Origin of the sequence: Streptomyces sp. NPDC006739, from assembly GCF_042869815.1 — a bacterium.
Taxonomy (GTDB): domain Bacteria; phylum Actinomycetota; class Actinomycetes; order Streptomycetales; family Streptomycetaceae; genus Streptomyces.
Map to the genome: position 1 here is coordinate 122,772 of NZ_JBIAGM010000010.1, position 21,057 is coordinate 143,828.

A 21,057-nucleotide genomic window follows, 5' to 3' on the forward strand; every position below is an offset into this window, starting at 1 on the left:
CGCCACAGGGCAGCCCCCGATGCCCCGCACCCGGTCAGCGCACTCGACCTCGAGGTTTCAGCGGCACCGCCGGCAGTTCCGGCGCGGGCAACGGATCCCCGTCGTATCCCTTCACTTCCCCGAACCGCGACCCGCTCATCCAGTCCTGCCGCGCCTGGACGATGTCCTCCTGGGACCGCCCGACGAAGTTCCACCACATGACCAGCTCCTCCTCGAACGGTTCTCCGCCGAGCAGCATCAGCGCCGCGTCCGACTCCGCGCGCAGGGGCAGTTCGGTGCGGCCGCAGCCGAGGTAGAGCATCGAGCCGGGCAGTACGGGCACCCCGTCCACCTGGACCTCGCCGGACATGGCCAGCACGCCGTACTCGAAGTCCGGTTCGAGCGGCAGGCGGAGGTCGGCGCCCCGGGTGAGCGCGAGGTCGGCGCCGATGATGGGGGTGAAGGTGGTGCCGGGCGAGGCGGCGCCGTCCAGGGCGCCGAGGACGACGGTCGCCGTGAGGCCCGGCGCGGTGACCACGGGCAGGTCGGGGTGGTGCTCGAACCTCGGGTCGGTGTGCCGGTGCGCGTCCGGCAGCGCGACCCACAGCTGGGCGCCGTGCAGGAAGCGGGCGTGCGCCTTCGGACTCTCCTCGGAGTGGCTGATCGCCCGGCCCGAGGTCATCAGACCCAGCTCCCTCGGCCTGATCGTCTGCAGGCTGCCGGTGGAGTCGCGGTGCAGCACCTCGCCCTCGTGCAGCCAGCTGACCGTCTGCAGCCCGATGTGCGGATGCGGCGGGACCTGCATGCCCGGCTCGTCGGCGATGTCGTCGGGGCCGTAGTGGTCGACGAAGGCCCAGGCGCCGATCATGCGCCGGCCGAGGTTCGGCAGCAGGCGGCGCACCTCGGTCGACTCGCCGAGTTTCACGGTGCGGGGGCTCAGCAGCTCGCGGACGGGCTCGGCGACGACGAATCCGCGGCCGCCGCACACACTGGGCACGGGCGCGCGGTCAAGGTTGCTCATGCCGCCCAACCTAGCCCTCGGCCCTCCCGCTTGCCGAGTGCTCAGCCGGCTGTGGCGAAACCGTCCCTGATGTCGTCGAAGACCGCGCGGTACTGGTCCCAGCGGGCGCTCGGGGCGGAGAGGTAGATGTCGTACTCCCGGCCGCCCTCCCGGCCGTGGCCGAGGTCGATGGCGCGGAACTCGCGGGCGCGCCCCTTGAAGGTGAACTCCCAGACGGCGGCCGGCTGCCCGCGGAAGGTGGTCCGCTGCATGCGCAGCCTGCGGTACGTCGGGTAGTTGGCCTTGGTGTTCGCCTCGATGTCCGCGAAGTGACCGGTCGGGTCGGGCCCGGCGGGCTCGACCATGCCGATGGTGATCTCGGCCAGGCCGGTCGGGTCGGTGTAGGTCACCTGGTCACCCGTCCCCTTGCCGGCCTTCCAGCCGTCGGGGACGGGGAAGGAGACGCCGAGGGCGCGGTCGCCGACCCGGTGGTAGCCGTCGGGCACGGGAGCGAGGGACGGGGTGGTGGAGGAGGCGGGGGAGGTTCGGGCGGCCGGGGTGTGCCTGCCCGGGCGGTCCGTCACGTACAGCGCGGTGGCCGTGGCGCCGGCGGCCAGCGCGAGTACGGCGCAGACGAGGGCGAGGCGTTTACGGCGGCCCGGGCGCCGGCGCCTGCCGGGGGCCGGCGGGGACACGGCCTCCGTCGCCGGGCCGGAGCCGCTGGGCCGGGTCCCCGTGACGTTCCCGTTCCCGTTCCCGTTCGCGTCCGCTCCGTCCGTGTGCGCGGCCCGCAGTTCCTGTTCGGTCCGCTCGGCCGAGGGGCGCTGTTCCGGGTCCTTCGACAGCAGGGCCTCGACGAGCGCGGCCAGGGGGCCCGCCTGCCGCATCGGCGCCGGCGCGTCGGTGACGACGGAGTACGCGGTCTCCATGGCGGTGTCCCGACGGAACGGCGGCCGGCCCTCCAGCGCCTCGTACAGCGTCGCGCCCAGGGACCACAGGTCGGAGGCCGGGCCGGGGGCCTGCCCGCGCATGCGCTCGGGTGCCATGTAGTCGATGGAGCCGACCATCTCGCCGGTCCGGGTCAGCGTCGAGGTGCCGGCCGTCAGGGCGATGCCGAAGTCGGTGAGGACCACCCGGCCGTCCGCGCCGAGCAGTACGTTGCCCGGCTTCACATCCCGGTGCAGGACACCGGCGGCGTGCGCCGCGCGCAGCGCGGCCACCATGCCGAGACCGATCCGGGCGGCCTCCCGCGGCGGCACCGAACCGCCGCCCTTGACCAGGTCGGCGAGGGTGCCGGCCGGGACGTACTCCATGACGATGCAGGGCCGGCCCGCGTCCTCCACCACGTCGTGCACGACGATCACGTTCGGGTGGACGACACGGGCCGCGCTGCGGGCCTCACGGCGGGTGCGCTCGTAGCGGGTGGCGAGTTCCTCGTCGGACAGGTGGGGTTGGGCGTGCAGCTGCTTGAGGGCGACCACTCGGGCGAGCACCTCGTCCTCGGCCCGCCACACCGTGCCCATGCCGCCCCGGCCGATCCGCTCGGTGAGCCGGTAGCGCCCGGCGACGAGCCGCCCCTCGTCCGACACCGCCCTGCCCTCCGCTGATCGTTTGCCACCTCCTGTCACCTTAGAGGACGGTAGGTGGAGGGCGAGCGGGGTGTGTGCCGGTTCACGCCGCCCGCCCCGCGCGGGTCAGCCCGCCGACAGCTTCCACAGATGGTCGGCGGTGCCGTTGTCGTCCCACTGGAGCACCTGCGCCCCGGACGCCGTGCTCATGGAGTCCACGCCGAGCAGCAGCCCGCTGTTGTAGTTGGCGATCTTGTAGTAGCCGTCGCCGGACGGGATCAGCTGCCAGAGGTGGTCGGCGGTGCCGTTGTCGCCCCAGACCAGGGCCTTGCCGCCGTCCGAGGTGCTCATGGTGTCGATGCCCAGCAGCAGCCCGCTCGCCTTGTTGGTGATCTTGTAGAGGCCGGAACCGGCGGAGGTCAGCGTCCAGCTCTGGGTGGCGCCGGTGCCGGAGGCGGCCTGGACGGCCGGGGTGCCCTGGGCCGTACCCGCCCCCTGGGTGTCCAGGGCGAGGCCGCTGTTGCGGTTGGTGATCCGGTAGGTGCCGGCCAGCGAGGGGGAGGTACCGCTGGGGGTGACGGTCAGGTGGTAGCCGTCGGTCGCGTTCGTCGTCACGGGCACGGTGATCTGGCCGTTGCTCACCGTGTAGTCGGCGTCCGAGACGGTGACCGGGCCGGACACCGCGGTCGTACGGCCCTTGGAGGGGGTGTACTCCAGCTTCACGTGCACCTTGCCGCTGAGTGCCGACACCGAGCCCAGGCCCTTGACGGTGACCGCGCTGGAGCCCGCGCCACCGCCGAAGATGACGCTGATCTGCCTGCCGTCGCCCGACAGTGAGGCGGCGCCGTCGATGCCCGTCTGCGCCGGGGGAGTGGTGACCAGCATGGTGCCGGACATGTCCCCGTACCACTTGTAGAGCCAGTACGAGCCGTTCGGTGAGCCGCCGGTGTCGGTGAGGGTGTCGCCGAGGGTGCCGTAGTGGTTCCAGAAGGCCAACTCGGCGTCGTGCACGCCCGCCCGCTCGAACTTGGCGACGTAGCCGACCAGCGGCCCGGGGACGCCTATCTGGCTCGGGGTGCCGTACTCCTCGATGGCGATCGGGCGGTGGGCGAGGCCGAGGCTCGTCTCCAGCGCCCGGTAGTCGGCCACGTGTGCGGCGATGTCGGCGCTGCTCTGGAGCTCGTGCCAGGCGACGATGTCGGGCACGGCGTTGTTGGCGATGGCGTCCTGGAGGAACGACTTCATCTTGGCGTCGGTGTACGTCGCGAAGCTGGGCCCCTGGATGGGGGTTGTGCCGTCCTTGGACCGGACCTCGTGGTACGTCCTCGACCAGCCGGCGTCGAAGGCGCCTGCCGCCGAGGTGTTCCAGGTGCCCTCGGGCTCGTTCCACAGCTCGTAGGCGGCGATGTTCGTGGCGCCGGAGGACCGCACGGAGGCGACCTGCTTGTCGACGGCCGACAGCCAGTCGCTCCAGCTCACCCACTTGTAGGGGAAGTTCGGATACCAGTCCGGCATCCGTACGACCACCTTGGCGCCGGCCCGGGCCGCCTTCGCGGCGACGACCAGCGCGTCACCGGCAGGCTTGGGCTCACCGTTGGGCAGCTGGGAGCCGCCCGGTGCCATCTGGACGAAGGTGTTCGGCTTGAGCGGGGCGACCAGGCTGTCGGCGGGCGTGTTCGCGTCGGCCAGGCCGTAGAGGCTGCCGGTCGCGACATGGGTGACCGGGCGCAGGCTCTGGTCGGCGTTGACGACGAGGGTGGTGGAGACGGTGGGGGCCGCCTGGGCGGGGGACACCGCCAGGGCGGTGACCAGCGCCGTCGTCGCGAGGGCGGCGACCAGGCCGGCGCTTGTATGTCTGCGGCTCATGGGAGAATGACTCCTCGAAAAGGGGCGGGGGCGGGGGATCAGTCCTTCACGGCGCCCGCGGTGACACCCGCGGCCACGTAGCGCTGGGCGAGAACCAGCAGGACCGCTGCGGGGATCGACGCGACGACGGCGGTGGCCATGATCGCGTTCCATTCCTGGTTGTTGTTGCCGATGTACTTGTAGATGCCGAGGGTGATCGGCCTCAGGTCGCCGCCGCCGTCGAGGGTGTTGGCGAAGACGAAGTCGGACCAGGCCCACAGGAAACTGAAGAGCGAGACGGTGACGACGGCGTTGCGGCTCAGCGGCAGGACGACCGACCAGAAGGTGCGGAAGGTCCCCGCGCCGTCGATACGGGCGGCGGCGGTCAGCTCGCCGGGGATGCCCGACATGAACGCGGTGAAGATCATGACCCCGAACGGCACGGCGATGGTGGAGTCGGCGACGATCAGTCCCCACCAGGAGTTGAGCAGGCCGAGGTCGAGGAAGATGCCGTAGAAGCCCATCGCCATGACGATCCCGGGGACCATCTGGGCGATCAGCAGCGCCAGGCCCAGCGCGCCGCCGCCGCGCGGGCGGAGCCTGGCCAGGGAATAGCCGGCCGGGGCGGCGATCAGGAGGGTGAGGGCGACCGTGCCCAGGCCGATGAGCAGGCTGGTGCCGAGGTAGGGCAACTGGTCGTCGAGGACGGCCCGGTAGCCCTCGAAGGTGGGGTGCAGCGGGAACAGGTCGGGCGGGTCCTTGCGCATGTCCTGCTGCGGAGTGAGGGACACGTTCAGCATCCAGTACACCGGGAACAGCATCAGGGCCGTGAGCAGGAGACCGATGACGGTGTGACGGCGGCCGGTGGCGGGGGACTTCACGCTTCCTGCCTCCTCTGGACGCGGACGTACAGCAGGCCGAAGACGAGGGCGATGAGGATCAGCAGGTTGCCGACCGCGGCGCCCGGGCCGAACTTCGGCAGCAGCGTCCCGAAGCCGAGCTGGTACGACCAGGTCGCCAGGGTGGAGGAGGCGTCGCCCGGACCGCCCTTGGTCATGATCCAGATCAGGTCGAACACCTTCAGCGTGTAGACGAGCCCCAGCAGCAGGGTGATCGCGGACACCGGGCGCAGCAGGGGGAACGTGATCCGGCGGAACTGCTGCCAGGAACTCGCCCCGTCCAGCGCCGCCGCCTCGTACAGCTCGCCCGGGATGTTCTGCAGCCCGCTGTAGAGGATCACCAGGTTGAACGGGATGCCGATCCAGATGTTCGCGACGATCACCGAGGTGAGCGCCCAGTCGGGCGAGGTCAGCCAGCCGACCGGGTCGACGCCGAGGAAGTGCAGGAAGTAGTTGACCACCCCCGACTCGCTGTTGAACATCCACGACCACGTCGACGCCGACACGATCAGCGGCAGCAGCCAGGGGATCAGGAACAGCGCGCGCAGCACGGTCGACAGCCGGAAGTGCCGGTTGAAGAAGACCGCGAGGGCGAGCCCGAAGACGTACTGGAAGGCGATCGACACGAGGGTGAAGACCATCGTGTGCCGCATCGCCGGGCCGAACGTCGGGTCGTCCAGCACCTTCCGGAAGTTGTCCCAGCCGGAGAACGGCGCGTTGCCGGACACGAAGGACCGGACGGTGTAGTCGCGCAGGCTCAGATCGAGGTTGCGGTAGAGCGGATAGACGTAGAAGGCGGCGAGGTAGGCGAGCAGGGGCGTCACGAAGGCGAGTGCGGTCAGCCGGCCGCGGCGCCGGTACCGGTGCCCGCGGTGCGGGGCCGGGGCGTCGGTGCCGTTCGCCGCCGGCACCGCCGGCGTTCGCCGGGGACGGTCGACCCGGGCGGTGGTCATGCCGGTCCTAGCCCTTCCGCGCGCTCGACTGGGCCGCGTCCAGGGCGGCCTGCGGGCTCTTGCCGCCGGACAGGGCCGCCTGCACGGCCGTCCACATGGGCTGCGAGATCGTCGGGTACTTGGTGCCCAGGCCACCGCTGGTACGGCCGCGCGCCGCGGCCACGGCGTCCACCCACGGCTTGAGCTTCGGGTTCTGCCGCACCTGCTGGGCCTGGACGGCGGCCGTCGGCGCGACGTACATCAGGGTCGTGTCGGTGGGCAGGAGGTTCGCGTCGCTGGTCAGACAGGTGACGATCTTCTTGCTGACGTCGTAGCGACCGGTGTCCTTCTGGACCGGCACGGTCACGAACTCGCCGCCCGTCGGCACCGGCGCCGCACCGCCGTTCTGCCCAGGGATGCCGATGATCCCGTAGCCGAAGCCGGCCTTGTCCGCGTTGCCCAGCTGCCAGGTGCCGTTCTCGCTGAACGCGTAGTCCCCGGTGGCGAACTCCTGCCAGCTGGTCGTCTGCGTGTTCTGCAGCACGTCCTTGGGGGCGTACCCGGCGTCGACCCACTGCTTCCACAGCGAGAGGGCCGCGACTGCCTGCGCCGAGTCGAGCTTGGTCAGATCGCCGCCCGCGCCCCAGAACCAGGGCAGGAACTGGAAGCTGCCCTCCTCCGTGTTGATCGCCGAGAAGGTGATGCCCTTCTTCCCGGCCGCCTTGACCTTCGTGAGCGCGGCCGTGAGGGAGTTCCAGTCCTTGACGGAGGCCGGGTCGACGCCGGCGGCGGACAGGATCTTCTTGTTGTAGTAGAGGGCGAGGGTGTTGGCGCCGATCGGCACCCCGTAGGACGCGTTGTCGATCGTGCCCGCGCCGATGATGTTCTTCTGCACCGCCTTGGTGTCGATGCCGAGGTCGCCGGTCTTGTTGAGGATCCCCGCCTCCACCAGCGTGGAGACGACCGGGTTGTCCACCAGCATCACATCGGGCGCGTTGCCCTGCTGGGCGGCCAGCAGGGCCTTGTTGCCGAGGTCGGTGGTGTCGTAGGAGGTCCGCTTGAGCTTCACCCCGGCCTTCGTGCCGCACGAGGTCACGAGCTTGCCCCAGGCGGAGGAGGCGTCGAACTGGGGGTAGGGGTCCCAGAAGGTGTACGTCCCGCCGGCCGAGGACGACGACCCCGAGGAGCCGGAGCCACCACCGCAGGCGGTGAGCGAGGCGAGTGTGCCGACCGCGGCGAGCGCGGCGATGAGAGTACGGCGGGTGGGTATCACGGGGTGACCTCGTTGTCGTAGCGGAGGGGCGGAGCGAGGAGTGGGCGGGGGGGCGGGGTGGGGCCGGGCATCGGGGGGCGGACCGTGCCGAGGGGTCGGGACGCGGGGAGGCCGGGTGGGTCGGGACGCGGGAGGCCGGACGGGTCAGGACGTGGGGAGCCAGACGCGCATCGAGCCGTCCTCGCGGTTGGCCCAGGCGTAGTAGGGGACGGCGGTCAGTTCGACGGGTTCGCCGTCGTCCGGCGCGGTGTCGCCGGCGGGTCCGTACGGCCACCAGCCCGCGTCGGGGATCCGGCGCCGCCGGCCGCCGGCGACCACCGTGGTCACCCCGCCGAGCAGGTCCGGGCGGTGCTTGACGGCGAGCGGGCGGGTGGCGTCGAGGACGATGTCGTCCAGGCCGCCGCCGAGGTGGTCGACCTGCTCCAGGCAGTACACGAGCGGTCCGCGTTCGATGGCCGCACAGCCGCGTACGGCGTCCACGCGCGGGTCGGCCGCCGTCAGCCGCGGCTCCAGGCCCAGCTCCAGGACGACCCGGTCACCGGGCGCCCAGTCCCGCTCCAGGCGCAGCCAGCCGCCCTCGACCGGGGCGTCCGTCTGGTCGTAGGTCCCGCTCCCGCACCGCACCCGGAACTCGCGGCACCAGTGCGGGATGCGCACGGACAGCGTCCACGGCCGGTCCCGCGGGCTCTCCTCGACGGTGAAGGCGACGGTGCCCTCCCACGGGTAGTCGGTCTCGGCGCGCACGGCGTAGGGGCCGGCCGAGTAGCGGCCGGTGACGAACTGGTGGATCTGCAGGCCCTGTTCGTCACCGGAGGCCAGGTAGTGCTCCAGGGAGGCCAGCAGCCGCATCGCGTTCGGCGGGCAGCAGGCGCAGCGGAACCAGCGGGTGCGGCGCGCCGACTGGTCGCCTCCGGGGTCGGTGTGGCCGTCGCGGACCTGGAGCGGGTTGACGTACAGCCAGCGCTCGCCGTCCAGCGACACACCGGCCAGGAAGCCGTTGTACAGGGTGCGCTCGATCAGGTCGGAGTAGCGGGCCTCGCCCGTCAGCAGGGCCAGCCGCCAGCTCCACTGGACGGAGGCGATGGCGGCGCAGGTCTCGCAGTACGCGCGCTCGTTGGGCAGTTCGTAGGGGTCGCCGAAGTCCTCCCGGTCGTGGTGGGCGCCCAGGCCGCCGGTCAGGTGCGTCTTGGTGGCGGTCATGGCCTGCCACAACCGCTCGTTCACGGTGCGCAGCTCGGCGTCGCCGGTCTCGGCGGCCAGATCGGCGGCGGCGGCCAGCAGGTACAACTGGCGTACGGCGTGGCCCTCGACGTTCGCCGCCTCGCGCAGCGGGACCCGGTCCTGGCAGTAGGCCTCACCGCCGACCAGGCCGTGTCCGTGCCGGTCGACGAAGTAGCCGGCCAGGTCCAGGTAGCGGCGCTCGCCGGTCTCCCGGTACAGCTCGACCAGCGCCGTCTCCACCTCGGGGTGGCCGTCGACGCCGTCGACGGGCCTGCCGCTGCCGGGCGGCCCGAACACCGAGTCGACGTGGTCGGCGAACCTGACCGCCACGTCGAGGAGTTCGCTGCGTCCGGTGGCCCGGTGGTGGGCCACGGCGGCCTGGATCAGGTGGCCCGCGCAGTACAGCTCATGGCCCCAGCGCAGGTCCTGGTAGCGCTCGCCGCCCTTGACCAGCTGGAACCAGGTGTTGAGATAGCCGTCGGGCTGCTGCGCGGCGGCGACCAGGGAGACGATCCGGTCGACGTGGGCCGTCAGCTCCTCGGAGCCGTCCTGGGCGAGCTGCCAGGCGGCCGCCTCCAGCCACTTGTAGACGTCCGTGTCCACGAACGGGTAGGCGCCCCGGAACTCACCCTCGGCGGTGCCCGCCGCCAGCCGCAGGTTGTGCAGGTTCCCGGCGGACTCCAGCAGGCCGGGTCCCTGGGGCAGGGAGACCCGGGCGTTGGTCTCGCGGCGGTCGTGCCAGAAACCGGCGTCCACGGCGACGGCCGCCGGGCGCAGTGCCGTTCGGGAGTCCGGGCCGAGGCGGACCGGGCCGGCGGGGGAGGGCGGGGCGGAGCGGGTGCGGGGCATGGCTCTCCGGGGTGGGTGACGGGAGGGTACTTGCGGCGGCCGTGGGACCAAGGTCTGAGCAACCGTTTTCTCGACGAGAAGTAGAGGGCAGTGGAGAAGTCCGGTCAAGAGGTGCGGCAAGGATTTCTCGACCGCCGGTGGCTTGGCAGTTCACCGGAGAGGCTGCCACCATGTGCGGTGTCGTCGTCACTCAGGAAAAGGTTTGCCCGTGACCTCTGCTCCAGGCTTTCCGTCCACCGGCCGGGCTCGCCTCGCCGACGTCGCCGCTCTCGCCGGCGTCAGCGTGGGCACGGCGTCGAAGGCGCTCAGCGGCGCCGGCCGGATGCGTCCCGAGACCCGGCAGCGGGTGCTGGACGCGGTGGAGGCGCTCGGGTTCCGGCCCAACCAGCACGCCCAGAGCCTGCACAGCGGCCGCAGCTGGACGGTGGGCCTGGTGACCACCGACGGCATCGGCCGCTTCAGCACCCCCGTGCTGCTCGGCGCCGAGGACGCGCTCGGCGCCGGGAAGATCTCCGTCCTGCTCTGCGACACCCGGGGCGACGCCATCCGGGAGCAGCACCATCTGCGCAACCTCACCGACCGCCGGGTCGACGGCATCATCGTCACCGGCCGTCGCACCGACCCCCGCCCGCCGCTGACCGGCCTGGACGGATCGATCCCGGTGGTCTACGCGCTCTCCCCGTCCACCGACCCGGCCGACACCTCCGTGATCGCCGACGACCGCGGCGGCGCCCACCTGGCGGTCGAGCACCTGCTGGCCACCGGCCGTACCCGGGTCGCCCATGTCACCGGTCCGGAGCACCACCAGGCCGCCCGCGACCGGGCCCGGCACGCCGTCGAGCACCTCGCGGGCGCCTCGCTGCGACTGTCCACCGGCCGCGTCCACTTCGGGGAGTGGAGCGAGGCCTGGGGGCGGCGCGCGGCCGACGCGGTGCTGCGCACGGCACCCGACACGGACGCCTTCTTCTGCGGCAACGACCAGATCGCCCGGGGGGTGGCCGACACGCTGCGCGAGCGGGGCAGGGACGTACCCGGGGACATCGCGGTCGTGGGCTACGACAACTGGGACACCATGGCGCTGGCCTGCCGCCCGCCGCTCACCACGATCGACATGAACCTCGCCGAGATCGGCCGGATCGCGGCGCTGCGGCTGCTCCAGGCCATCGACGCCGAAGCGGAGCCCGGGGTGCACACGGTGCCGTGCCGACTGGTGGTGCGCGAGTCCAGCTGAGACGCCGGGGCGCGGGAATCTTCACCTGAGGGGCACACCGTCGTCCATTGCTTAAGTCAATCAATTGACTTACATTCGGGTGAGCCGTGCAGTCCCGCGTGCCCTCAACGGAGGCCCGACCCATGTCCCATGCGCAACCCCGGACCGTCACGACAGGGGCGGAGCCCGCCGCGCCGCGGGCGAACGTCGTCGTCGCGGTGCTGGCCTTCGGCGGGATCGTCGTCTCGCTGATGCAGACCCTGGTCATCCCGATCGTGCCCGAGCTGCCGAAACTGCTGCACGCGCCCGCGTCGGACGCGGCCTGGGCGGTCACCGCGACCCTTCTCGCCGCCGCCGTCGCCACGCCCGTGATGGGGCGGCTCGGGGACATGTACGGCAAGCGCCTGATGCTGCTGACGAGTCTCGTCATGCTGGTGGCCGGCTCGGTCACCGCGGCGCTCAGCGACGGCCTCGGTCCGATGATCGTCGGACGCGCGCTGCAGGGCCTGGCCTCCGGCGTCATCCCGCTCGGCATCAGCATCATGCGCGACGAACTGCCCGCCGAACGGCTCGGCTCCGCCACCGCGCTGATGAGCGCCTCCCTCGGTGTCGGCGGCGCCCTCGGCCTGCCCGCCGCCGCGCTCATCGCCGACCACTTCGACTGGCACGTGCTGTTCTGGACCTCGGCCGCGCTCGGCGCCGTGGCCGCGCTGTTCGTCCTCCTGCTGGTCCCCGAGTCCAGGGTGCGCACCGGCGGCCGCTTCGACCTGCCCGGCGCCGTCGGCATGGCGGCCGGACTGGTCAGCCTGCTGCTGGCCGTCTCCAAGGGCGCCGACTGGGGCTGGGGCAGCGGCACCACCCTCGGCCTGTTCGGCGCCGCCGTCGTGGTGCTGCTCGCCTGGGGTTTCTACGAACTGCGCACCGCGCAGCCGCTGGTGGACCTGCGCACCACCGCCCGCCGCCAGGTGCTGGTCACCAACCTCGCCTCGGTCGCCTTCGGGTTCTCCATGTTCGCGATGTCCCTGGTGCTTCCGCAGCTCCTGCAGCTGCCCGAGGCGACCGGCTATGGGCTCGGCAAGTCGCTGCTGGACGCGGGCCTGGTCATGGCGCCGACCGGCCTGGTGATGATGGCCATGGCGCCGGTGTCCGCCCTCATCTCCAGGAAGTGGGGGCCGAAGGTGACGCTGATGTGCGGCGCCGTGATCGTGGCCGCCGGATACGGGCTCAACATCGTGCTGATGGACGCCGTCTGGCAGCTCGTCCTGGTCTCCTGTGTCGTCGGCGCCGGCATCGGTTTCGCCTACGGGGCCATGCCCGCACTGATCATGGGTGCGGTGGACCCCGCCGAGACGGCCGCCGCGAACAGCCTCAACACGCTGATGCGGTCCATCGGCACCTCCACCGCCAGCGCGGTCGCCGGCGTGATCCTGGCCCAGATGACGACCAGCTTCGGCGGGACCGCGCTGCCGTCCGAGAACGGCTTCAAGGTGGTCATGGCCGTGGGCTCCGGGGCTGCGGTCCTCGCGCTGCTCGTCGCGGCGTTCATCCCGCGCCGGACGGTTCCGGCCGGGCCCTCCGCGCCGGCCGCTGCTCCGGCCGCTCCCGCCGCTCCCGCGGTCCCCCCGGCGACGGCCGTGGAAGCGGTGCCCGCCGAGCCGGCCGTGGCCGCGTCGCTGCCCGGCCCGTCGGCCGTCAGCGGTGACGGCATACCGGTGCGCGGCCAGGTGCGCGGCGCGGAGGGGATCGCCGTCGGCCGGGCCGCGGTGACCCTCATCTCGCTCGGCGGACGGCAGCTGGGCCGGTCGGTCGCCCAGGCCGACGGCTCCTACGCCGTCGAGGCGCCGGGGGAGGGGACGTACGTGCTCATCGCCTCCGCCGACGGCTACCAGCCGCAGGCCGCCACCCTCCTCGTCGGCGCCGACCCGCTGTCGTACGACGTCCTGCTCAGCGGCACCAGCGGGCTGGCCGGGCTGGTGCGCGCGGCGGACAGCGGGACACCGGTCGCCGGGGCCGTGGTGATCGTGACCGATGTGCGCGGGGACGTGCTGGCCACCGGACAGACGGACGGACTGGGCGAGTTCGCGGTCGGTGACCTGGTACCCGGCACCGTGACCCTCGCCGTCAGCTCGCCCAAACACCGGCCGCTCGCCCTGCCCGTGGAGATGGCCCCGACCGGTATCACCCGCATCGAGGTCGAGCTGCGGCCCGGCGCCCAGGTGCGCGGCACGGTGCGGGGGGCGGGCGGCCCGCTGGGCGACGCCCGGGTGACGCTGGTGGACGCGGCGGGCAACGTCGTCGCCACGGCCACCACCGGCGGCGACGGGGCGTACGCCTTCTCCGACCTGGACAGCGGCCAGTACACGGTGATCGCGACCGGCTACCCGCCGCTCGCCTCCGGGGTCACAGTCTCGGGCGGAGACGTCGAGGAACACGACATCGAACTGGCCCACCCGGGCGCGTAGCCCGGGCACGGCCGCGCCGCGCCGCGTACTCCGGCACTCCCGCACTCCGGCACTCCCGCACTCCTGCACTTCGGTCGTTCAGTCGTCGTAGTGGAGCGTGCCGTCCTCGTCCATCGACGGGTGCATCTTCATCGGGCCGTACTCGTCGAGGTCCGAGGGGCGCGGCGGCTCGGGGCCGTCCGGTCCGGTGCGGACCATGCGCAGGATGCGGCAGATGCGGAAGAGCCGGTCGTCCACCACGGCCTCGTCGGCGCGGCCGGCCGCCCGGAACGCCTCGGCGGCCCGGGCGTACCGCTCCCGCCGGGCCTCGTCGAAGCGGTAGAGCAGCGGCCAGACCTCGGTCATCGCGTCGTACAGGCCGCGCCGGGCGTCGTGCGGGGTGGCCATCAGCGCGCCGCACGGCAGCCAGCCGGTCTCGTCGCGCTCGGCCACACCGAAACCGACCGGCAGCAGGACGACCCCCGGATGGGTGGTCACCGCCCGCTCGGAGTCCTTGCGCACCTGGTGCGGAAAGCGGTCGCCGGTGTAGGCGAAACCGCGCAGGGACAGCTTCATGGCGCCCGCGAACAGGCCGTTCTCCCGGTCGGGGTCGAGGACGAAGCCGGCATCGGGGGTGCCGTGGTCGCGCCCGCGTTCCCAGGAGGTGTCGGGCGGTTCCACGTCCGTGGGGCGCGGCGGCTCCAGGCCCTCCTCGCCGCAGCGCGCGAACTCGTCGCCGCGCACCACCCGGTAGCGGACCCCGAGCGCCTCCACCTCGTCGGCGGGCTCGCACTCCAGTACGGCGACCGCGGCCAGCAGGGCGCGTCGCTCGGCCGGGTCCTCGGTGTCGTCCTTGGCCTTGAACCACAGGTAGGAGTTCAACGCGTCCCGGGCCTGCTGGGGCATGCCGTCCACCACCGGCTTCAGCAGCCGCCAGCAGGGTCCGGCCGCGGGGTCCCGCACCGCCACGCCGAAGACCGGCCCGCGCAGCGCGATGTGGGGATAGCGGATCGAGGCGTCCACCGCGTCCGCCTCGGCGACCCAGGCGGCGGGGTCGTCGCGCTGGACCAAGTCCGCGTGCAGAGCGTCAAGTTGTCGCTTCCAGTCATCGGTCACGCACACATTGTGGCCGTCACCCGGCCGGGTGACGGCGGCTATGTCACAAGTGGTCGCAATCAGTTCCGGACGGGCAGGGCCCATCCGCGCAACGGCATGCCGGCGCTCGTGCCAGGGTATGCACCGACGCGGGCCCGACCGCGGCGGCTGACGGAGGGTGGCCATGGAGGCAGTGCACACGTCGTTCCTGCTCGGCACGGGACTGTTCTGGACGGCCGCCTATGTGCTGCTGATCCGGGTGGGGTTGCGGCAGCGGACCTTCGGGATGCCGGTCGTGTCGTGCGCCACGAACCTGAGCTGGGAGTTCATGTTCGCCTTCGTGCGGCCCCCGGGCGGGGTCCAGCACGTGATCAACATCGTGTGGTTCGGCTTCGACCTCGCCATCGCCTGCACCGTCGTACGTTTCGGGCGGTCCGAGTTCCCGTACCTGCCCCGCCGGCTAGTGCTGCCCGCCCTAGCCGCCGTGCTCGCCCTCGCCTACCCGGGCATGAACTACGCCTCCGAGCAGTTCGACGCCGGCACCGGCGCCATCACCGCGTTCGGCAGCAACCTCGCCATGTCGGCCCTGTTCCTCGCGATGCTCTCCGCCCGCCGGAGCACGCGCGGCCAGTCGCTGGGCATCGCGGTGACCAAGCTGGCGGGCACCGCCTGCGCCTCCCTGTCGATGCTCACCAACCCCGACGGCGACCCGCGCTACGACAGCGCCCTCATGTACTACCTCTACATCGGCTGCTTCGTCCTCGACCTCGCCTATGTGTGCGCGCTGTTCGCGGTCGGCCGCGCGGAGCGTTCCGCACCCGTCGCCGCGCCGGCCGCCGAGGGCGCCCTCCGGCCCTGAGGGAGCGCGCGATGACCTCCTCGGGCGGAGAGGTACTCTGACGACGTGCTCTGACAACGTTGTCCAGCCCCTGGGGCGGCGGCCACGAATGGCGGCCCCGAGGTGCCGGACCGACGATGGTGTGGTGGGGTACGGCCACCGCCGCAGCGCCGGTGCCGCCCGAGGCCGCCGGGGGACGGAGGCCGGCCCCGGCCGTGGTGAGCGGCCGGAAGGGAGGACACCGTCATGCTGGAAGTGAAGACGGTCGACAAGCCGGACGAGCGGCGCGACTTCCCCCGCGGCCACCTCGAAGCCGTCCACATGACCGGGCTCGACTTCGCCGTGGCCACCTTCGAGCCGGGCTGGCGCTGGACGGAGTCCGTGGCCCCCATCGCCGGCACCGAGACCTGCATGGTCCACCACAACGGCTATGTGGTGCAGGGGCGGATGCACCTGCGGATGGACGACGGCGGCGAGGGCGAGATCGGCCCCGGCGACGTCTTCGTGTGCCCGCCCGGTCACGACGCCTGGGTGGTGGGGGACGAGCAGGTGGTGCTGTACGACTTCGCCGGAGCCATGGCGAAGGAGTACGCCAAGGGGTCGTAACGGTCGTTGCGGTGGCCGGCCGGGGAGGGGGCCTTCGACGGCCGACGGCACCGGTCGGTCACACCGGCAGCAGCCGTGCGATCAGCTCGCCGAGCTGCCCGGCCGTGCGGCACTCGCGCATCTCCACCAGCTCTGCGTAGGCGGGCGCGGCGGAGTCCCCGGTGCCCCACTGGGAGCGCTGCTCGGGGTTCAGCCAGTAGACGCGGCGGGCCCGGCCGGCCAGTCGCCGCACGGCGGCCAGGTTCGGGTCGCTCATGTTGGTGCGGGCGTCGCCGAGGACGAACACCGTGGTCCGCGGGCCGACCGCGCCGTCGTACCGCTCGGTGAACTCGCCCAGCGCGACGCCGTAGTCGCTGCTGCCGTGCCAGCCGGTGAGGGTGGCCTCGGCGCGGATGCGGGCGCTCAGCCCCTCGGGGTCGGCCCGGCCGTGGTCGAGGAGGCCGGTCACCTCGTCGATCCGGTTGACGAAGGCGAACACCCGGACCTTGCTGAACTGGTCGTGCAGCGCCTGCACCAGCAGCATCGTGAAGTCCGAGAAGCCGGACACCGAACCCGAGACGTCGCACAGCAGCACCAGTTCCGGCCGGACCGGACGGCGTCGGCGCAGCACCGGCCGGATCGGCACGCCGCCCGTGGACAGTGAGCCGCGCAGGGTGCGGCGCAGGTCGACGGTGCCGCGCGCGGCCCGGCGGCGACGGGCCGCCAGCCGGGTGGCCAGCTTGCGGGCGAGGGGCTGAACGGTCCTGCGCAGTTCGGCCAGTTGGTCCCGGCCGGCGAACAGGAAGTCCACCCGGTCGGCGGTGGGCGCGACGGCCCGCCGGGCGATCTCGTCCCGCCCGCGCCGCTCGGCCACCCGCCGGCGTGCCTCCGCCGCGACCATCCGGCGGAACGCCTCGATGCGGCGCCGGATCTCGTCGTCCAGCAGCCGGTCGGCGAATCCGGTGCCCGCGTCCTGGCCCCGGACGTCCGCGCGCACCCGGGCGAGCAGGGTCTGCGGACGCAGCCGGTCAAGGGTCTGGTACGCCGACCAGCCGTCCGACCCCGGCGAACTCCCGTACCCGCCCAGCCCGTCCACCGCCTGAACCGCCAACTGCCGCATCAGGGACCGGTCGTCGGCGGCCAGCGCCGCCGCGAGCCGGTCGCGCAGCTCCTCCCGCCCGGCGGAATCCGTCCCCGGGCCACCGACACCGCGCGGGAAGTACAGATCGAAGACCGGGTCGAACACCGGCCGCTGGCCCGTGCCGTGCAGCAGGGTCGCGGCCAGTCCCTCGCGCAGCAGTTCCCGGTCGGCGAGCCCGAGCGCCTCCACCGCGCGCGCCGCGTCCACGCTCTCACCGGTGCCGATCCGCACCCCGTGCGCGCGCAGCGCCCCGACCAGCCCCGTCAGCCGCTCGGCGACATCGGCGGCGGCCGAGCTCACAGGGCGTCCAGATCGAGCTTGGCCGAAGCCTTGAGGATGTCGTCCTGGTGCTTGAGGATCACGCCGAGGCTGTCGCGTACAACCGTCTCGTCCAGGGTGTCGGCACCGAGCGCCAGCAGGGTGCGCGCCCAGTCGACGGTCTCGGCGACCGAGGGCGCCTTGCGCAGGTCCATGGCGCGCAGCGCGCCGATCACCCGCACGACCGACTCGGTCAGCGCGTCCCCGAGCCCCGGCACCTTCAGCCGGACGATCCGCCGCTCCAGTTCCTCGTCGGGGAACCCTATGTGCAGGAACAGGCAGCGGCGGCGCAGGGCCTCGGAGAGTTCCCGGCCGGCGTTGGAGGTGAGCACGACGAAGGGGCGGCGGGTCGCGGTGACCGTGCCCAGCTCCGGGACGGTGACCTGGAAGTCGCTGAGCACCTCCAGCAGCAGCCCCTCCACCTCGACGTCGGCCTTGTCCGTCTCGTCGATGAGCAGCACCTTGGGGTCCTCGCCCCGGATGGCGGTGAGCAGCGGCCGGGGAAGCAGGAACTCCTCGCTGAAGATGTCGGTGCGGGCCTCGTCCCAGCTCTCGTCGCGGCCGGCGCTGATGCGCAGCAGCTGTTTGGCGTGGTTCCACTCGTACAGCGCACGGGACTCGTCGACGCCCTCGTAGCACTGCAGTCGTACCAGCCGGGCCTCCGTGACCTGGGCGACGGCCTTGGCCAGCTCGGTCTTGCCGACCCCGGCCGGGCCCTCCACCAGCAGCGGCTTGCCCAGCCGGTCGGCCAGGAAGACGGTCGTGGCGACGGCGGGCGAGGCGAGGTATCCGCTCTCGGCGAGGCGCGCGCTGACGTCGTCGACGGAAGTGAACAACGGGGCCTCCGGCGGTAGGGGATCGGCGTCCGATCCCCTATCTAAGCGCTTGTTCACCGCCCGTGTCACGTGGTCCCGCCGCCGGACCCGCCGGTCACTCCCCGCCCAGCAGCACCACTTCCAGGGTGCGCGGCCCGTGCACCCCCTCCACCCGGTCGAGTTCGATGTCGCTGGTCGCGGACGGACCCGAGATCCAGGTCAGCGGGCGCAGCGGGTCGAGACGGGCGAGGGCCCGGGGGACGGAGGAGACGACCTGGCCGGGGACCCGCACGACGCAGATGTGGTGGTCGGGCACGAGGGTGATGCGGCGCCGGCCCTGATCCGGGGAGGCGTCCAGGACGATGGTGCCGGTCTCGGCCACGGCCACCGCGCAGCCGGTGACCACGCTCGCCACCTCGTCCAGCTCGTGCGGCGTGCTCACCGCGCGGTCGGGGACCCGGGTGGCGTCGGCGGCCGACAGCCACGCGGGCGGCAGACCGGGCGGCACCAGGACGGACCGCGAGCCGCGCTCGGCGAGCAGCCGCGCGATCAGGTCCGGCAGCTCCCCGGGACCGGCCCGGTGCACGATCGCCCGGTAGTCCGCGAGGTTCTCGGCGAGCAGGTCCACCGTCCGCTCGGCACTCAGGTCCCCGTGCTCGCGCAGATAGTCCCGGACGATCGCCTGCTCGTACGGCGTGTCGTCCTCGGGCACGGCCGCCAGGGCGCGCCGCACCCGGCCCAGAATCAGCTCCCTGCTGCTCACTTCGTCTCTCCCTCGCCGCCGTGCGTACGCTGCCACCAGTCGCGGAACGGCTCCGCCGGGACGGCGGGCAGGTCCCGGGTGCCGCTCCAGGCCCTGCCGGGGCCCGGCAGCGTACGGGGATGCAGCCGGCGGGTGCGGGAGGCGAGCCGCTGGCCGGCGCGCAGGGCGCCCGGGCGCGCGAACGCCCAGCGCGCCGCGCGCATGGCGGCCCGCTCGGCCGCGTGGCCCCTGGCCGGCCGCAGCACCACCTTGTTGCCCTCCCGGACCACCAAACCGCCCTCGACGACCCGCTCCCGCAGATGCACCAGCACCTCGGGGATGTCGATGGCGACCGGGCACACCTCGTAGCAGGCCCCGCACAGGGAGGAGGCGTACGGCAGGGAGGCGTCGATGTCGTCGGCGGTGCCCCGCAGCTGGGGGCTGAGGATGGCGCCGATCGGGCCCGGGTAGACCGAGCCGTAGGCGTGCCCGCCCGCCCGCTCGTACACCGGACACACGTTCAGACAGGCCGAACAGCGGATGCAGCGCAGCGCCTGTCGGCCGACCTCGTCGGCGAGGGTGTCGGTGCGGCCGTTGTCGAGCAGGACCAGGTGGAAGGTCCGGGGGCCGTCGGCGGTTTCGGAGTCCGTCGTCCCGGTCCACGTCGACGTGTACGGGTTCATGCGCTCGGCGGTGGAGGAGCGCGGGAGCGTCTGCAGGAAGACCTCCAGGTCACGCCAGGTCGGCACGATCTTCTCGATGCCGACGACCGAGATCAGGGTCTCCGGCAGGGTCAGGCACATCCGGCCGTTGCCCTCGGACTCCACGACCACCAGCGTGCCGGTCTCGGCGACCATGAAGTTGGCCCCGGAGATCCCTACCTTGGCCCGCAGGAACTTCTCCCGCAGATGCAGCCGGGCCGCCTCGGCCAGTTCCGCCGGCGTGTCGGTCAGGCCGTCCGGCGCCGGGCGGCCCCACTCGCCCATCTCGGAGCGGAAGATGTCCCTGATCTCGCCCCGGTTGCGGTGGATGGCCGGCACCAGGATGTGCGAGGGCCGGTCCTTGCCCAACTGCACGATCAGCTCGGCGAGATCGGTCTCGTAGGCACGGATGCCCTCCGCCTCGAGCGCCTCGTTGAGGCCGATCTCCTGCGTGGCCATCGACTTGACCTTCACGACCTCCGACTCGCCGGTCTCCTTGACCAGCCGGGCGACGATCCGGTTGGCCTCGTCGGCGTCGGCCGCCCAGTGCACGATGCCGCCCGCCGCCGTGACCGACTCCTCCAACTGGACCAGATAGCGGTCGAGATGGCGGAGGGTGTGGTCCTTGATCCGCTTGCCGGCCTCCCGCAGCTCCGCCCAGTCGGAGACCTCCGCCACGGCCTTCGCCCGCTTGGCACGGATGGTGTGCGTGGCATGACGCAGGTTGCCGCGCAGTGTCGGGTTGCCGACCGCCTCGCGCGCGGCCTGGGGAAACGCCGGCATGCCGACGAACGTCCCGCTCATAGCGCCGGTTCCTCCTCCGTGCTCGCCAGGATCTCCGCGATGTGCACCGGCCGCATGCCGGTGCCCAGCCGGGTCATGGTGCCGCCGATGTGCATCAGACACGAGTTGTCGGCCGCGCACAGCACCTGCGCGCCCGTCGACTCGGCGCTGCGCACCTTGTCCGCGCCCATCGCCGCCGAGACGTCGGGGTTCTTCACCGCGAAGGTCCCGCCGAAACCGCAGCACTCCTCGGCGCCCGGCAGCTCCACCAGCTCCAGCCCCTTCACCGCCTCCAGCAGCCGGCGCGGCCGGTCGCCCAGCCCCAGGCTCCGCAGCCCGTGGCAGGTCGGGTGGTAGGTGACCCTGTGCGGGTAGTACGCCCCGACGTCGGTCACCCCCACCACGTCCACCAGGAACTCGGTCAGCTCGTACGTCTTCGGGACCACCGGTGCCAGCGCCCTCGCCAGCGAGTCGCCCCGGCCCTCGGCCCGCGCCCGCTCGCCGAGACGCGGATACAGCTCCCGCACCATCGCCCCGCACGAACCGGACGGCGTCACGATCGCCTCGTACTCCCCGAAGACATCGGAGAACTGCCGGGCCAGGGGCTCGGCCTCGTGTCGGTAGCCGGTGTTGTAGTGCGCCTGCCCGCAGCACGTCTGGCCCATCGGGAAGTCGACCTCGACACCCAGCCTGGTCAGCAACTTCACCACCGCGCGACCGGTGTCCGGATAGAGCGTGTCGTTGACACAGGTCAGGAACAGAGCGACACGCATCGCGGCTCCTAGTCGTCGATCATCGGATGAGTGCAGAGTAATGCGTGCC

Annotated in this window: 17 protein-coding genes; 4 read left to right on the plus strand and 13 right to left on the minus strand. The window is 72.5% G+C overall.

Annotation, left to right across the window (positions count from 1 at the left end):
• Nucleotides 1-34 precede the first annotated feature (34 nt).
• The 7 genes from ACFYMM_RS21250 to ACFYMM_RS21280 all read right to left on the minus strand — a co-directional run bounded on the left by ACFYMM_RS21250 (nt 35) and on the right by ACFYMM_RS21280 (nt 9,566).
• Nucleotides 35-1,000 (minus strand): pirin family protein, encoded by a 966-nt coding sequence (locus ACFYMM_RS21250; RefSeq protein WP_388388751.1) that lies wholly within the window; start codon nt 998-1,000, stop codon nt 35-37.
• Between the two features lie 41 nt (nt 1,001-1,041).
• The gene (locus tag ACFYMM_RS21255) at nt 1,042-2,568 is read right to left on the minus strand and encodes a serine/threonine-protein kinase (RefSeq protein WP_388388752.1); all 1,527 of its coding nucleotides are present in this window, start codon (nt 2,566-2,568) and stop codon (nt 1,042-1,044) included.
• 105 nt (nt 2,569-2,673) lie between these two features.
• Nucleotides 2,674-4,413: an RICIN domain-containing protein gene (locus tag ACFYMM_RS21260; RefSeq protein WP_388388754.1), complete on the minus strand. Its 1,740-nt coding sequence runs from the start codon at nt 4,411-4,413 to the stop codon at nt 2,674-2,676.
• A 38-nt stretch (nt 4,414-4,451) separates the two neighbouring features.
• A complete protein-coding gene (locus ACFYMM_RS21265) occupies nt 4,452-5,213 on the minus strand; it encodes a carbohydrate ABC transporter permease (protein ID WP_388389058.1) in 762 nt (253 codons plus the stop codon).
• Between the two features lie 56 nt (nt 5,214-5,269).
• Nucleotides 5,270-6,244 carry a carbohydrate ABC transporter permease gene (locus ACFYMM_RS21270; RefSeq protein ID WP_388388756.1) on the minus strand — a complete coding sequence of 325 codons (975 nt, stop codon included), beginning with the start codon at nt 6,242-6,244 and terminating at the stop codon, nt 5,270-5,272.
• A 7-nt stretch (nt 6,245-6,251) separates the two neighbouring features.
• Entirely contained in the window at nt 6,252-7,496 is a 1,245-nt protein-coding gene (locus ACFYMM_RS21275; protein ID WP_388388758.1) for an extracellular solute-binding protein, read from the minus strand.
• A gap of 144 nt (nt 7,497-7,640) precedes the next feature.
• Nucleotides 7,641-9,566: a glycoside hydrolase family 127 protein gene (locus tag ACFYMM_RS21280; protein WP_388388760.1), complete on the minus strand. Its 1,926-nt coding sequence runs from the start codon at nt 9,564-9,566 to the stop codon at nt 7,641-7,643.
• A 208-nt stretch (nt 9,567-9,774) separates the two neighbouring features.
• Between ACFYMM_RS21280 and ACFYMM_RS21285 the strand changes: the two genes are divergently transcribed.
• Nucleotides 9,775-10,797, plus strand: coding sequence for a LacI family DNA-binding transcriptional regulator (locus tag ACFYMM_RS21285; RefSeq protein ID WP_388388762.1), 1,023 nt, complete (start codon nt 9,775-9,777; stop codon nt 10,795-10,797).
• Nucleotides 10,798-10,919: 122 nt separating this feature from the next.
• Nucleotides 10,920-13,238, plus strand: coding sequence for an MFS transporter (locus ACFYMM_RS21290; protein ID WP_388388764.1), 2,319 nt, complete (start codon nt 10,920-10,922; stop codon nt 13,236-13,238).
• A gap of 78 nt (nt 13,239-13,316) precedes the next feature.
• On the opposite strand, the gene ACFYMM_RS21295 is transcribed toward ACFYMM_RS21290, so the two are convergent.
• Nucleotides 13,317-14,333, minus strand: coding sequence for a DUF5954 family protein (locus ACFYMM_RS21295; RefSeq protein ID WP_388388766.1), 1,017 nt, complete (start codon nt 14,331-14,333; stop codon nt 13,317-13,319).
• Between the two features lie 163 nt (nt 14,334-14,496).
• Between ACFYMM_RS21295 and ACFYMM_RS21300 the strand changes: the two genes are divergently transcribed.
• Nucleotides 14,497-15,171: a hypothetical protein gene (locus tag ACFYMM_RS21300; protein ID WP_388388768.1), complete on the plus strand. Its 675-nt coding sequence runs from the start codon at nt 14,497-14,499 to the stop codon at nt 15,169-15,171.
• A gap of 225 nt (nt 15,172-15,396) precedes the next feature.
• Nucleotides 15,397-15,756: a cupin domain-containing protein gene (locus ACFYMM_RS21305; RefSeq protein WP_388388770.1), complete on the plus strand. Its 360-nt coding sequence runs from the start codon at nt 15,397-15,399 to the stop codon at nt 15,754-15,756.
• Nucleotides 15,757-15,814: 58 nt separating this feature from the next.
• Here ACFYMM_RS21305 and ACFYMM_RS21310 read toward each other — a convergent pair whose 3' ends face one another.
• The 5 genes from ACFYMM_RS21310 to ACFYMM_RS21330 all read right to left on the minus strand — a co-directional run bounded on the left by ACFYMM_RS21310 (nt 15,815) and on the right by ACFYMM_RS21330 (nt 21,008).
• Nucleotides 15,815-17,176: a VWA domain-containing protein gene (locus ACFYMM_RS21310; protein ID WP_388388773.1), complete on the minus strand. Its 1,362-nt coding sequence runs from the start codon at nt 17,174-17,176 to the stop codon at nt 15,815-15,817.
• Nucleotides 17,173-18,030 (minus strand): AAA family ATPase, encoded by an 858-nt coding sequence (locus ACFYMM_RS21315; protein ID WP_388388776.1) that lies wholly within the window; start codon nt 18,028-18,030, stop codon nt 17,173-17,175. The genes ACFYMM_RS21310 and ACFYMM_RS21315 overlap by 4 nt, the downstream gene beginning before the upstream one ends.
• Nucleotides 18,031-18,124: 94 nt before the next feature.
• Entirely contained in the window at nt 18,125-18,772 is a 648-nt protein-coding gene (locus ACFYMM_RS21320; RefSeq protein WP_388388779.1) for a lactate utilization protein C, read from the minus strand.
• Nucleotides 18,769-20,256, minus strand: a complete 1,488-nt coding sequence (locus ACFYMM_RS21325; protein WP_388388781.1) for a LutB/LldF family L-lactate oxidation iron-sulfur protein — start codon at nt 20,254-20,256, stop codon at nt 18,769-18,771. The genes ACFYMM_RS21320 and ACFYMM_RS21325 overlap by 4 nt, the downstream gene beginning before the upstream one ends.
• Nucleotides 20,253-21,008, minus strand: a complete 756-nt coding sequence (locus ACFYMM_RS21330; protein ID WP_388388783.1) for a (Fe-S)-binding protein — start codon at nt 21,006-21,008, stop codon at nt 20,253-20,255. Before ACFYMM_RS21330 ends, ACFYMM_RS21325 begins: the two co-directional genes overlap by 4 nt.
• Nucleotides 21,009-21,057: the final 49 nt, after the last annotated feature.

Bases quoted from the DNA above. Each gene is read 5' to 3' on its own strand.
- ACFYMM_RS21325 (WP_388388781.1), bottom strand. From the start codon at position 20,256: ATGAGCGGGACGTTCGTCGGCATGCCGGCGTTTCCCCAGGCCGCGCGC.
- ACFYMM_RS21290 (WP_388388764.1), top strand. From the start codon at position 10,920: ATGTCCCATGCGCAACCCCGGACCGTCACGACAGGGGCGGAGCCCGCC.
- ACFYMM_RS21270 (WP_388388756.1), bottom strand. From the start codon at position 6,244: ATGACCACCGCCCGGGTCGACCGTCCCCGGCGAACGCCGGCGGTGCCG.
- ACFYMM_RS21280 (WP_388388760.1), bottom strand. From the start codon at position 9,566: ATGCCCCGCACCCGCTCCGCCCCGCCCTCCCCCGCCGGCCCGGTCCGC.
- ACFYMM_RS21300 (WP_388388768.1), top strand. From the start codon at position 14,497: ATGGAGGCAGTGCACACGTCGTTCCTGCTCGGCACGGGACTGTTCTGG.
- ACFYMM_RS21305 (WP_388388770.1), top strand. From the start codon at position 15,397: ATGCTGGAAGTGAAGACGGTCGACAAGCCGGACGAGCGGCGCGACTTC.
- ACFYMM_RS21260 (WP_388388754.1), bottom strand. From the start codon at position 4,413: ATGAGCCGCAGACATACAAGCGCCGGCCTGGTCGCCGCCCTCGCGACG.
- ACFYMM_RS21330 (WP_388388783.1), bottom strand. From the start codon at position 21,008: ATGCGTGTCGCTCTGTTCCTGACCTGTGTCAACGACACGCTCTATCCG.
- ACFYMM_RS21250 (WP_388388751.1), bottom strand. From the start codon at position 1,000: ATGAGCAACCTTGACCGCGCGCCCGTGCCCAGTGTGTGCGGCGGCCGC.
- ACFYMM_RS21265 (WP_388389058.1), bottom strand. From the start codon at position 5,213: ATGCTGTTCCCGGTGTACTGGATGCTGAACGTGTCCCTCACTCCGCAG.